We start from the raw sequence: 12,399 nt of genomic DNA on the forward strand, positions 1-12,399 counted from the left end.
CGGCAGGTCAAATCACACAATGGAAACATTGTGAAACAAATGTAAACGCGAATTTTGCCGATAAAGAGTCTCATTATCAACCCGCTGAAATAAGAGGGTTTACAGGCGCGAACGTGAAAACGAGAGGGGGAAGGAAAAAGAAAAGGGCGGTTGCCCGCCCTGACAATCAGAGTTTCAGCAGTTCAGGCCACAGGCGCAGCGTGGTGCGAGAAATGCTTTGCAGCTTTTCAAGGCTTGCGCCTTCACGCGCGCTGATGGACATCCCCTGCAGGACGCAGCTTAAAAATTGCGTCAGTTCCACGGTATCGCAGTGCGCCGGAATTTCACCCCGCTTTTGGCGTTGGCTTAAAAAAGCGCCCAGAGTCTCTTCCTGCATGGCGTGGCGCGATTTCACGGTATTCGCAATGTCTTTCGACGCGGCGGCAAGCGTGGCGGAGGTGTTAATCATAAAGCAGCCCGCAGGCGTGTCTTTGCTGGTAAAGCAGGCGGAGATAGCCGCGAAATAATCCTGCAAAGCCTGTTCAACGGTTTTCTCTTCGCAGAACAGCTGAGCTTCATGTTTGGCCGCAAAGCGCGCGATATAGCGATCCAGCACTGCGCGGAACAGGCCTTCTTTATTGGTGAATTCTGCATACAGCGTGGGGGCTTTCGCACCTGTGGCTTCGACCAGGTCGGAGAGCGAGGTGGCTTCATACCCATGCTGCCAGAAGAGTGTCATGGCCTTATCGAGCGCCGCATCCCTGTCGAACACTTTCGGTCGGCCACGGCTTTTTTTTGCGCAACTCGTGACGTCGGTTGTCATGTGCCGTTGTACCTTTGTTGGTTTGTTGAATGATCATTATAAAAATAATAGCCTGCGCCGACCAGCACTCATTTCACAAAAATAAATTAATCATATGGGTATGAAAAATAAGAGGTTTAAAATTAATTTAATGGTCGTTATAAAATTATGTTGACGTGTGACCTGGATCACAACTATCATTTACCTATCGATCGTTAAGTAAATAACTAACGACCTCCCAAATTCATCTGTTAAAGGCTAATTATCATGAAAACCATCAATACCCTCATCGCTGCTGCTGTACTGAGTTCTCTGTCATTTGCCAGCTTCGCGGCTGTCGAAGTGCAATCCACCCCTGCTGACCAGCAGAAAGTGGGCACCATCTCTGCCAACGCAGGGACCAACCTGAGTTCACTGGAAGATCAGTTAGCGCAGAAAGCCGACGCCATGGGCGCGAAATCTTTCCGCATCACCTCTGTGACCGGTCCGAACACCCTGCACGGTACTGCGGTTATCTACAAATAAGCCTGGCTTAACCCTCATAAAGCCACTGCTAAAAAAAAGGCCCTGCGATTTCGCAGGGCCTTTTTTGTCTCTTGTGCTTTAAAGCGCTTGCTGAGCCACGTCGTGATGCGGCGTCACATCCACCGGCATACCCGAGCGCACGTCCATCGCTTTTTCCATCACCGCGCTGTCCGCGCGCGCTTTGAAGTTTTGCATCGCTGCGTTCAGGACAATCGGCAGCGTTTGCGGATCGTCGCCAATGTTTTTCGACAGCGGCTGGTGGACCTCCACCAGACGTTTCCCGCCCGGCTCTTCCGACACTTTTATCGGCGTATTGATGATATTGACCTTCGTGCCTGGGGTAATCACGCGGAAGAGCGTCTCAATATCGCCGTCGCGCAGGCGAATGCAGCCTGAGCTGACGCGCATGCCGATGCCAAAGTCCGCGTTGGTTCCATGCAGCAAATAGACGCCGCCGTAGGCCGCGAGGCGAATCGCGTGATGGCCCATTGGGTTATCCGGACCTGCCGGAACCACAGCGGGCAGATCAATGCCCTGGGCTTTATAGCGCGCGCGGATATTGGCCGTCGGCGTCCAGGTTGGGTTGGCGCGTTTATCCGAAACGGTGGTCACCATGGTCGGCGTTAAGGTGTCGCCGCCCAACTGACCAATTCCGATAGGGTAGACCGTCACCTCGTTTTTACCCGGCGGGTAATAGTAGAGGCGCAGTTCGGCGAGGTTAATCACCAAACCTTCGCGCGGCGCGTCAGGTAACAGGGTTTGCAACGGGATAGTCAGCACGCTGCCAGGGCGTGGCACGTAGGGATCAACGCCCGGGTTAGCCTGCAGTAACGCCAGAAAACCGACGTTATATTTTTTGGCTATCGCCTCCAGCGAACCGCCGTCATTTTCTACGACGTGAAAACGGTTTTCGCCCACCAGACGACTTCCGGCAGGGGGCAGCGGCCAGGTATTCGCACGCGCGGGCAGGGCGAGGGCGACGGTCGCCGCGAGGGCAATCAGGGTTATCCAGCGAGTAAAACGCAGAGTCATCATCACTCAATTCCATGGAAATACTAAGGTTATTGTTATTCAAAAGTTAATTGATGATTATGACCAGGGGGCGTGTCGGGAAATCAGGAGAAGTGCAAAGAGTTTGTAAATTAATGGCCGGGCGGTGATATCGCCGCCCGGCCACAGGGTTACGCCGCCGCGTTCTCTTCGAGCTGGCGCATAAAGTTACGGACCCATTCCATCCGCGTTTTGCGGTCGCTCAGTTCTTGCATGAACTTCAGACGCGTCGGGCCATCAAGGCGGAAGTGTTGCGGTTGCTTCTGCAGCAGGCCGATGAGCCACATTGGGTCGACGTGGTTCTTCTCGGCAAACTCAATCACACCGCCTTTATCATTGCCTTCCAGCTTGCGAATGCCCAGTTTCTGAGCCAGCTGGCGCAGGCGCGCGATATCCAGCAGATTGCGCGCTGCATCCGGCAGCAGGCCAAAACGGTCGATCAGCTCGACTTTGATCTCCTCAAGCTCCGCCTCATTTTTAGCACTGGCGATGCGTTTGTAGAATGACAGCCGCGTGTTGACGTCCGGGATAAAATCGTCCGGCAGCAGGGATGGCATCCGCAGTTCCACTTCCGTTTGCTGGCTGGTGAGATCTTCCAGCGACGGTTCGCGTCCCTCTTTCAGCGCATCGACGGCATTTTCCAGCAGCTCCATGTAAAGCGAGAACCCGATGGTTTCCATCGATCCGCTCTGGTCTTCGCCGAGCAGCTCGCCTGCGCCGCGAATCTCCAGATCGTGGGTCGCCAGTGCAAAACCTGCACCCAGATCTTCCAGCGAAGCAATGGCTTCCAGACGCTTTTGCGCGTCAGTGGTCATCGCTTTCGGGTGTGGCGTCAGCAGCCAGGCGTAGGCCTGATGGTGAGAACGCCCGACACGACCGCGCAGCTGGTGGAGCTGTGCCAGGCCAAAGTGATCGGCCCGTTCGATAATGATGGTATTCGCCGTCGGAATGTCGATCCCGGTTTCGATAATGGTGGTACAGACCAGCACGTTGAAACGCTGGTGATGGAAATCGTTCATCACCCGCTCCAGCTCGCGCTCGCGCATCTGGCCGTGGCCGATGGCAATACGCGCCTCCGGCACCAGTTCCGCCAGCTTATCCGCCGCTTTCTGGATATTTTCCACGTCGTTATAGAGGTAGTACACCTGGCCGCCGCGCAGGACTTCACGCAGGATCGCCTCGCGTACCACCAGGCTGTCGTACTCACGGACAAAGGTTTTCACTGCCAGACGACGGGCCGGTGGAGTGGCAATGATCGACAGATCGCGCATCCCGCTCATCGCCATATTCAGCGTACGCGGGATCGGGGTCGCGGTGAGGGTCAGGATATCCACATCCGCGCGCATCGCTTTAATGCGCTCTTTGTGACGCACGCCGAAGCGGTGCTCTTCATCGACAATCAGCAGGCCCAAATCTTTCCACTTCACATCGCTTTGCAGCAGTTTGTGGGTGCCGATCAGAATGTCGATTTTACCTTCGCTGGCCTGCTCCAGAATCTGCGTCTGCTCTTTGGCGCTGCGAAAACGCGACAGCATCTCAATACGCACCGGCCAGTTGGCAAAGCGGTCGCGGAAGTTGTCGTAGTGCTGCTGCGCCAGTAGCGTGGTGGGCACCAGCACAGCAACCTGTTTGTTGTTTTCGACGGCGAGGAAGGTCGCGCGCATCGCCACTTCGGTTTTGCCGAAGCCGACGTCGCCGCACACCAGACGGTCCATCGCCAGTGGCTGACACATATCGCTTAAGACAGCGTTGATGGCCTGAGCCTGATCCGGCGTGGTTTCAAACGGGAAGCTGTCGCAGAACAGCTGATACTGGTCTTTATCGTGTTTGAAGGCATAGCCGGATTTCGCTGCGCGCTGGGCGTAAATATCCAGCAGCTCGGCCGCCACATCACGCACTTTTTCGGCGGCTTTCTGCCGCGCGCGGGTCCAGGCATCGCTGCCCAGTTTATGTAGCGGAGCACTCTCTTCCGCGCCACCGGCGTAGCGGCTGATCAGATGCAGAGAGGAGACCGGAACATAGAGTTTTGCGTCACCGAGATAGGTGATCATCAGATATTCGGCAGTGATCCCGCCCGCTTCGAGGGTGGTCATTCCCGCGTAGCGCCCCACGCCGTGCTCGAGATGCACAATCGGCTGGCCGACGTGCAGCTCGGCCAGGTTGCGAATCAGCGTGTCCGGGTTGATGGTGCGACGATTGTCCTGTCGACGACGCGCCACGCGCTCGCCAAGGAGATCGCTTTCGCAGATCAACGCCCGATTATTCAGGGTATCGATAAAACCGTGCTCGGCAGAGCCAATCATCAGATAGCGGCCGTTATCGGCAGCTTCGTCGAGACGCAGGATCCGTTTTGGCGACACTTTGATGCGCGCCAGCAGTTCGCCCAGCGCCTCGCGACGGCCTTCACTTTCGACCGAGAAAATCACCGGGCCGGTAAAGGATTCGAGGAACTTGCGCAGATTATCCAGCGGCGATTTTTGCTGCGCCTGAACGGACAGGTCCGGCAGCGTCTTAAACGCCAGGTTAGTGTTCGCGGCTTTGTCCGGCAGACTCTCCGTTTTGAGCTGTACGCGCGGCCATTTTTTCAGCTCTGAAAACAGCTCGTCGGTGCGTAACCACAGCTGCTCCGGCGGCAACAGCGGGCGCATCGGGTCGACGCCACGGTTTTCAAAACGGGCACGGGTTTCGCTCTCAAAGCGGGTGGCGCTGGCGTCGAGATCGCCGGTATTGACGATCAGGGTTTTGGCCGGGAAATAGCTGAACAGGGCCGGAAGCGGCTCGCTGAAGAACAGCGGCTGCCAGTATTCAATGCCTGCGGGCAGGGTGCCTTTGCTCACCTGCTGATAGATATGCTCGGCGTCACGCTTCACATCGAACTTATCGCGCCACTGGCTGCGGAACAGTTCGATGGCGGTTTTGTCCGTCGGGAATTCGTGGGCAGGCAGTAAATTGATCGCCTCAACCTCTTCCAGCGTGCGCTGGGTGTCCGGGTCGAATACCCGCAGGCTGTCGATTTCATCATCAAAGAAATCCAGACGGTACGGCTGATCGCTGCCCATCGGGTAGAGATCCAGCAGTGCGCCGCGCGTGGCGTATTCGCCGTGCTCCATCACCTGGTCGACGTGGCGATAGCCTGCGCTGTCGAGCTGCGTACGCAGGGCATCGCGCGACAGGCGCTGGCCTTTTTTCATCACCAGCGCGTGGCCGTGCAGGTAGCTGTGCGGACACACGCGCTGCATCAGGGTATTCACCGGAACGATCAACACCCCGCGCTGCATCGACGGCAGCTGATAGAGGGTGGAGAGGCGCGAGGAGATAATCTCCTGATGGGGGGAAAAACTGTCGTAGGGCAGGGTTTCCCAGTCGGCCAGGTTAAACACCAGGCTGTCGGTAAACTGGCGGATCTCGTCGTGCAGACGGAGCGCGTTTTGCATATCGGGGGCAACCAGCACCACCGGGCCCGCGTGGCGCTCAGCGATCTCTGCGACCAGCGTGGCGCAGGCGGCGCCCGTCAGTTCGCCTAGCTGGCGCTGGTCACCCGCTTTGCCGGGCAGGGAATAACGGTATTGTTCAGGCATGGCTTTGTCAGAATCTCTTATGGATATATACCCTAAACACAGTATTGGGGCATATCACTGATACGCAATGTCTTTATTATCCTTGATCGTTTTACATTAGCAAACCGGAACCGCACACAGGGTGAATTCGCCCTCGAATGAGGGCGAGGGGAAGCATTATCGGGTCGCCTCAACCGGTGCGAGACGGGCGGGAGGGGCAAAGAAAAGGTCGCCAAACAGCGCGCTGGAGACTTTTCGCGCGCCCAGTCCGAACAGCGTACAGACCAGCAGGCTGACGAACGGATAGACCAGAATCAGGGTCAGTTCCGCCCAGACCGGCCAGTTGCCGCCGTTAAGTTCGCCAATCAGGAACAGGCTAAAACCTTCGATCAAAATGCGATGCGTGGTGTAGATCGCAATGGTGTTCGAGCCGACGACGTTCAGCAGATTATTCGGGTGGACGGCGTAACGCTGCTCGATGCTGTAAAACAGTTTCATAATCAGCAGAATCGACAGAAGCGACAGCAGCAGGGGAACGTTGGCAAACCACAGCACCACGGAGATCCCACCGAACGCCACTATCGGCAGCCAGTAGCGGCGTATCACCATCCCTTTCATCCACTCCATCAGCTGCGCGCCGTACCAGGCACCGAGACTGTAGTAGATCATGTTACGCACCACGCTGTTCATTCCCCACCAGGGCAGCGGCAGGAAGTTGATCGCCACGCTCGCCAGGGCCAGCACCGCGAGCACCGGCAGTTTCCAGCGGCTGAGCAATTTACAGAGGGTGAAATAGACGATCAGCGCATACAGATACCAGAGGCTGGTGCTGGCGGTGAGCATGCCGCGAATAAATTCGCTTATCGAACCGGCGTAGGCGGCGTTGGAAGAGGTGGCTAATTCACGCTCCGGCGCGAGCCAGGCGTTGATATGGCTCAGCGCCTGCCACTGCAACACGCCCCACAGCGCCAGTACCCAGACGATGCTCCAGATCCGCTTATCGAAGCTGATCCGCCAGCCGACGTCATCAATGTAGCGACGAATCAAATAGCCCGAAATGAAGAAAAACACCGGCATGCGAAACGGTGCGAGATAGAGATTGAAATAGACCCAGCATTTGGCGAGCAGACCGGAAAGCGGATGCTGTAGCCCGCTTAGATGAGGATAAAAGGTGATCACCGAGTGGTAAATCACCACCAGGCAGATGCACAGCCCTTTTATCTGATTAATCCATAATGCTTTTTGTTTCATCGGTCTTTGATACCTGTTTTGCCATAAAGAAGGCGTTAATCCTGGGCGAACCGGCGTTAGATGTAATCAGTAAGAGTCTGTATCAGGACGATTTTCAGAAAAGGTGGAGAAGGGCGCGGGTGTAATGAGAGGCCGATCGACAACTAGCCTGATGATTTTTCTTGTTTTTTCGCCAAAATCATTACCAAAGCTTACGGTTTCAGTCATTTACGCTTAACGGATTCGCTTATATACTCGTGGGTCTGCTATCAGCAACCAGACGGATTTCATGTACCAACCTGTCGCACTCTTTATAGGCTTACGTTACATGCGTGGGCGCGCCGCGGACCGCTTCGGTCGCTTTGTCTCCTGGCTTTCCACTATTGGCATTACGCTTGGCGTGATGGCTTTAGTGACGGTTCTGTCCGTGATGAATGGCTTCGAGCGCGAGCTGCAAAACAACATCCTGGGACTGATGCCGCAGGCGGTTCTCTCTTCTTCTCAGGGCTCCATTAATCCGCAACAGCTGCCCGAAAGCGCCGTGAAGTTACAGGGTGTCAGCCGTATTGCGCCGCTGACAACGGGTGACGTGGTGCTGCAAAGCGCGCGCAGCGTGTCGGTGGGGGTGATGCTGGGCATCGATCCGGCGCAGAAAGATCCCCTCACTCCGTATCTGGTTAACGTCAAACAGACCGATCTTGAGCCGGGCAAATACAACGTTATTCTCGGCGAGCAGCTCGCCGGACAGCTTGGCGTCAACCGTGGCGATCAGCTGCGCGTGATGGTGCCGTCAGCCAGCCAGTTCACCCCGATGGGGCGCTTGCCGAGCCAGCGCCTGTTCAACGTGATCGGCACCTTCGCCGCTAACAGCGAAGTCGACGGCTATCAAATGCTGGTGAATATTCAGGACGCCTCCCGCCTGATGCGTTATCCGTTGGGTAACATCAGCGGCTGGCGTTTGTGGCTCAACGAACCGCTGAAAGTGGACGTTCTGAGCGAGCAAAAACTTCCGGAAGGCACCAAATGGCAGGACTGGCGCGAGCGTAAAGGCGAGCTGTTCCAGGCCGTGCGCATGGAAAAGAACATGATGGGCCTGCTGCTAAGCCTGATCGTCGCCGTGGCCGCGTTTAACATCATCACGTCGCTTGGCCTGATGGTGATGGAAAAGCAGGGCGAAGTGGCGATCCTGCAAACCCAGGGGCTGACGCCGCGCCAGATTATGGCGGTGTTTATGGTTCAGGGGGCGAGCGCTGGTATTATCGGGGCGCTGCTGGGTGCCGTACTGGGTGCGCTGCTCGCCAGCCAGCTCAATAATTTGATGCCGATTATCGGTATTCTGCTCGACGGTGCCGCGCTGCCGGTGGCGATCGAGCCGCTGCAGGTCGTGGGTATTGCGCTGGTCGCGATGGCCATTGCGCTGCTCTCTACGCTTTATCCTTCCTGGCGCGCCGCCGCCACTCAACCCGCTGAGGCTTTACGTTATGAATAAGATCCTGTTGCAATGCGACAACCTGTCCAAACGCTATCAGGAAGGCACCGTGCAGACCGATGTCCTGCATGAGGTCAGTTTCAGCGTAGGCGAAGGCGAGATGATGGCGATTGTCGGTAGCTCCGGCTCGGGCAAAAGTACCTTGCTGCACCTGCTGGGCGGGCTGGATACGCCGACCTCCGGCGATGTGATCTTCTCCGGCCAGCCGATGAGCAAAATGACGTCGACGGCGAAAGCCGATCTGCGTAATCAGTCTCTTGGCTTTATCTACCAGTTCCACCACCTGCTGCCTGATTTCACCGCGCTGGAAAACGTCGCGATGCCGCTGCTGATTGGCAAAAAGAAACCGGCAGAGATCAACACCCGCGCCAGCGACATGCTGAAAGCCGTTGGCCTCGGCCATCGCGGGAATCATCGTCCGTCTGAACTTTCCGGTGGCGAACGCCAGCGTGTGGCGATTGCCCGTGCGCTGGTGAATAACCCGCGTCTGGTGCTGGCGGACGAACCGACCGGTAACCTTGATGCGCGCAACGCAGACAGCATTTTCCAGCTCCTCGGGGAACTGAACGCCTCCCAGGGAACGGCGTTCCTGGTGGTGACCCACGATCTGCAGCTGGCGCGACGCATGAGCCGTCAGCTGGAGATGCGTGATGGTCGTCTGACGGCGGAATTGACCCTGATGGGAGCCGAGTAATGGCGTCATCGTTATCCTTATTGATCGGTATGCGCTTTAGCCGTGGCCGCCGTCGCGGCGGCATGGTGTCGCTGATTTCCGTGATCTCTACCGTGGGTATCGCGCTCGGCGTGGCGGTGCTGATCGTCGGCTTAAGCGCGATGAACGGCTTTGAACGTGAGCTGAATAACCGCATTCTGGCGGTCGTTCCGCACGGCGAAATTGAACCGGTGAATCAGCCGTGGACCCACTGGAGTGAGGCGCTCACGAAAGTGGAAAAGGTGCCGGGCATTGTGGCCGCTGCACCGTACATCAACTTTACCGGCCTGGTGGAGAGCGGTGCGAATCTGCGCGCCATTCAGGTCAAAGGGGTGAACCCGCAGCAGGAAGCGCGTTTGAGCGCGTTGCCACAGTTTGTGCAGAACGGCGCGTGGGCGAACTTTAAAGCGGGTGAGCAGCAGATTATCATCGGCAAAGGTGTCGCGGATGCGCTGAAGGTGAAGCAGGGCGACTGGGTGTCAATCATGATCCCGAACGCCAGTGCCGATCACAAACTCCAGCAGCCGAAGCGCGTGCGTCTGCACGTGACCGGGATTTTAGCCCTGAGCGGTCAGCTCGATCATAGCTTTGCGATGGTCCCGCTCGACGATGCGCGTCAGTACCTGGATATGGCGGACAGCGTCACCGGTATCGCCATTAAGGTCAACGACGTCTTCAAAGCGAATAAACTGGTGCGCGACGCCGGTGGTGTGACCAACAACTATGTCTATATCAAAAGCTGGATTGGCACATACGGCTATATGTATCGCGATATCCAGATGATCCGCGCCATTATGTATCTGGCGATGGTGCTGGTGATTGGCGTGGCCTGTTTTAACATCGTCTCGACGCTGGTGATGGCCGTTAAAGACAAGAGCAGCGACATTGCCGTTCTGCGCACGCTGGGCGCGAAAGACGGTCTTATTCGTGCCATTTTCGTCTGGTATGGTCTGCTGGCGGGTCTGTTTGGCAGCCTCTGCGGCGTGGTGATCGGCGTGGTGGTTTCCCTGCAGCTGACGCCGATTATCAACGGCATTGAAAAGCTGATTGGACATCAATTCCTGTCGGGTGACATCTATTTTATTGACTTCCTGCCGTCTGAATTGCACTGGCTGGACGTTATTTATGTGCTGGTTACAGCACTTTTACTGAGTCTGCTGGCAAGCTGGTATCCAGCGCGTCGCGCAAGCCGAATTGATCCGGCGAGGGTGCTAAGTGGCCAGTAATTACGTCATGATTTAGCGGTTTTCGGGCCGCCAAATCAGAAAGAGGAATGCGTTATGTATTATGGATTTGATATTGGCGGCACTAAAATTGCGCTCGGCGTATTTGATGAACAGCTCAAATTGCAGTGGGAAACCCGTGTTCCCACGCCGCGCGACAGTTACGACGACTTTCTGAACGCGATCGCCGCCCTGGTGACCGACGCAGATACCCGTTTTGGCGTGAAAGGCTCCGTGGGGATTGGTATTCCGGGGATGCCGGAAACCGACGACGGTACGCTCTACGCCGCCAACGTGCCAGCCGCCAGCGGCAAACCGTTGCGCGCCGATCTCTCTGCTCTCCTTGAACGCGATGTGCGTCTCGACAACGATGCCAACTGCTTTGCCCTCTCCGAAGCCTGGGACGATGAGTTCCGTCAGTACCCTTTAGTCATGGGGCTGATTCTGGGAACGGGCGTCGGCGGCGGGATTATCATTAACGGCAAGCCGATTACCGGTCGCAGTTATATTACCGGTGAGTTCGGCCATATCCGCCTGCCGGTGGATGCGCTGGAGGTGGTCGGGCGTGATTTTCCCCTGACCCGCTGCGGCTGTGGGCAGCACGGTTGCATTGAGAATTATCTTTCCGGTCGCGGGTTTGCATGGCTTTACGAACACTTCTATCATCAGAAACGTGAAGCGCCGGAAATCATCACCTTGTGGGAGCAGGGCGATGAACAGGCCCGCGAACACGTTGAGCGCTATCTTGATCTGCTGGCGGTGTGTCTGGGCAATATTCTGACCATTGTCGATCCCGATTTACTGGTGATCGGTGGCGGGTTATCGAACTTTTCGGCGATCACGGAGCATTTGTCCGGGCGACTGCCCCGACATTTGCTGCCGGTCGCCCGCGTACCGCGTATTGAACGTGCGCGTCATGGGGATGCCGGAGGCATGCGCGGTGCGGCATTCCTTCATCTCACCCGTTAGTATACGAGGTTTCTATGCTGTCGCGTCGGTTAGGTCGACTGAGCCGTTTTCGCAAAAATAAACGCCGCCTGCGTGAGCGCTTGCGCCAGCGGATTTTTTTCAGAGACAGGGTGATGCCAGAAGGTATGGAAAAGCCAAGAGTCGTGGTACTGACCGGGGCGGGGATCTCCGCCGAGTCCGGGATCCGGACGTTTCGCGCCACGGATGGATTGTGGGAAGAACATCGCGTCGAAGACGTAGCAACGCCGGAAGGCTTTGCCCGTAATCCTGAGCTGGTGCAGACGTTCTATAATGACCGCCGCCGTCAGCTACAGTCGCCGGAGATTGCGCCCAATGCAGCGCATCTGGCACTGGCGAAGCTGGAAGAGGCACTGGGCGACCGCTTTCTGCTGGTGACGCAGAATATCGATAACCTGCATGAACGCGCCGGGAATCACAATATCATCCACATGCACGGCGAGCTGCTGAAAGTGCGCTGCGCGTGGAGCGGTCAGGTTCTCGACTGGACCGGTGATATCACGCTTGATGACAAGTGCCATTGCTGTCAGTTCCCGTCACCTCTGCGTCCACACGTGGTGTGGTTCGGCGAAATGCCGCTGGGTATGGACGAGATCTACAGCGCGCTGGCGATGGCAGATGTATTTATTGCGATTGGCACGTCAGGGCATGTCTATCCGGCGGCGGGTTTTGTGCATGAAGCACGGCTGCACGGTGCGCACACGGTTGAGCTGAATCTGGAACCGAGCCAGGTCGGCAGCGAGTTTGAAGAGAAGCAATATGGTCTGGCGAGCGTTGTGGTGCCAGATTTTGTCGAAAAGCTCTTGAAGGGATTGTAATTTTCCCGGCCCTCTTCGTAGGGAAGA

10 protein-coding genes are annotated in these 12,399 nt (G+C 56.7%); 6 read left to right on the plus strand and 4 right to left on the minus strand.

The window, feature by feature from the left end:
* Positions 1–166: 166 nt before the first annotated feature.
* Positions 167–802 (minus strand): TetR family copper-responsive transcriptional repressor ComR, encoded by a 636-nt coding sequence (gene comR, locus ETG88_RS01380; protein WP_100780567.1) that lies wholly within the window; start codon positions 800–802, stop codon positions 167–169.
* A 246-nt stretch (positions 803–1,048) separates the two neighbouring features.
* On the opposite strand from comR, the gene bhsA reads away from it, so the two are divergent.
* A complete protein-coding gene (bhsA, locus tag ETG88_RS01385) occupies positions 1,049–1,306 on the plus strand; it encodes a multiple stress resistance protein BhsA (protein WP_100780566.1) in 258 nt (85 codons plus the stop codon).
* Positions 1,307–1,384: 78 nt separating this feature from the next.
* Here the strand turns inward: bhsA and ldtC are convergent, their stop codons facing one another.
* The 3 genes from ldtC to ETG88_RS01400 all read right to left on the minus strand — a co-directional run bounded on the left by ldtC (position 1,385) and on the right by ETG88_RS01400 (position 7,164).
* Complete coding sequence (gene ldtC / locus ETG88_RS01390) at positions 1,385–2,344, minus strand: L,D-transpeptidase LdtC (protein ID WP_102103455.1); 960 nt, start codon at positions 2,342–2,344, stop codon at positions 1,385–1,387.
* A 143-nt stretch (positions 2,345–2,487) separates the two neighbouring features.
* Positions 2,488–5,934 carry a transcription-repair coupling factor gene (gene mfd / locus ETG88_RS01395; RefSeq protein WP_129034390.1) on the minus strand — a complete coding sequence of 1,149 codons (3,447 nt, stop codon included), beginning with the start codon at positions 5,932–5,934 and terminating at the stop codon, positions 2,488–2,490.
* 156 nt (positions 5,935–6,090) lie between these two features.
* Positions 6,091–7,164, minus strand: coding sequence for an acyltransferase family protein (locus tag ETG88_RS01400; RefSeq protein ID WP_129034391.1), 1,074 nt, complete (start codon positions 7,162–7,164; stop codon positions 6,091–6,093).
* A gap of 268 nt (positions 7,165–7,432) precedes the next feature.
* On the opposite strand from ETG88_RS01400, the gene lolC reads away from it, so the two are divergent.
* From lolC to cobB, 5 genes are read left to right on the plus strand one after another with little or no spacing between them, the layout of a single operon-like run.
* Positions 7,433–8,632: a lipoprotein-releasing ABC transporter permease subunit LolC gene (gene lolC, locus ETG88_RS01405; RefSeq protein ID WP_100780562.1), complete on the plus strand. Its 1,200-nt coding sequence runs from the start codon at positions 7,433–7,435 to the stop codon at positions 8,630–8,632.
* Complete coding sequence (gene lolD / locus ETG88_RS01410) at positions 8,625–9,326, plus strand: lipoprotein-releasing ABC transporter ATP-binding protein LolD (protein ID WP_100780561.1); 702 nt, start codon at positions 8,625–8,627, stop codon at positions 9,324–9,326. The genes lolC and lolD overlap by 8 nt, the downstream gene beginning before the upstream one ends.
* Complete coding sequence (gene lolE / locus ETG88_RS01415; RefSeq protein ID WP_129034392.1) at positions 9,326–10,570, plus strand: lipoprotein-releasing ABC transporter permease subunit LolE; 1,245 nt, start codon at positions 9,326–9,328, stop codon at positions 10,568–10,570. The genes lolD and lolE overlap by 1 nt, the downstream gene beginning before the upstream one ends.
* A 54-nt stretch (positions 10,571–10,624) precedes the next feature.
* The gene (gene nagK, locus ETG88_RS01420) at positions 10,625–11,536 is read left to right on the plus strand and encodes an N-acetylglucosamine kinase (protein WP_123429091.1); all 912 of its coding nucleotides are present in this window, start codon (positions 10,625–10,627) and stop codon (positions 11,534–11,536) included.
* Positions 11,537–11,550: 14 nt separating this feature from the next.
* Positions 11,551–12,372 carry a Sir2 family NAD+-dependent deacetylase gene (gene cobB / locus ETG88_RS01425; RefSeq protein ID WP_102103460.1) on the plus strand — a complete coding sequence of 274 codons (822 nt, stop codon included), beginning with the start codon at positions 11,551–11,553 and terminating at the stop codon, positions 12,370–12,372.
* The last annotated feature ends 27 nt before the right edge of the window (positions 12,373–12,399 follow it).

Origin of the sequence: Lelliottia nimipressuralis (assembly GCF_004115925.1) — a bacterium.
Lineage (GTDB): Bacteria > Pseudomonadota > Gammaproteobacteria > Enterobacterales > Enterobacteriaceae > Enterobacter > Enterobacter nimipressuralis.

Coding starts and splice junctions, on each gene's coding strand:
- comR (WP_100780567.1), bottom strand. CDS start 802: ATGACAACCGACGTCACGAGTTGCGCAAAAAAAAGCCGTGGCCGACCG.
- bhsA (WP_100780566.1), top strand. CDS start 1,049: ATGAAAACCATCAATACCCTCATCGCTGCTGCTGTACTGAGTTCTCTG.
- mfd (WP_129034390.1), bottom strand. CDS start 5,934: ATGCCTGAACAATACCGTTATTCCCTGCCCGGCAAAGCGGGTGACCAG.
- ETG88_RS01400 (WP_129034391.1), bottom strand. CDS start 7,164: ATGAAACAAAAAGCATTATGGATTAATCAGATAAAAGGGCTGTGCATC.
- lolC (WP_100780562.1), top strand. CDS start 7,433: ATGTACCAACCTGTCGCACTCTTTATAGGCTTACGTTACATGCGTGGG.
- lolD (WP_100780561.1), top strand. CDS start 8,625: ATGAATAAGATCCTGTTGCAATGCGACAACCTGTCCAAACGCTATCAG.
- lolE (WP_129034392.1), top strand. CDS start 9,326: ATGGCGTCATCGTTATCCTTATTGATCGGTATGCGCTTTAGCCGTGGC.
- nagK (WP_123429091.1), top strand. CDS start 10,625: ATGTATTATGGATTTGATATTGGCGGCACTAAAATTGCGCTCGGCGTA.
- cobB (WP_102103460.1), top strand. CDS start 11,551: ATGCTGTCGCGTCGGTTAGGTCGACTGAGCCGTTTTCGCAAAAATAAA.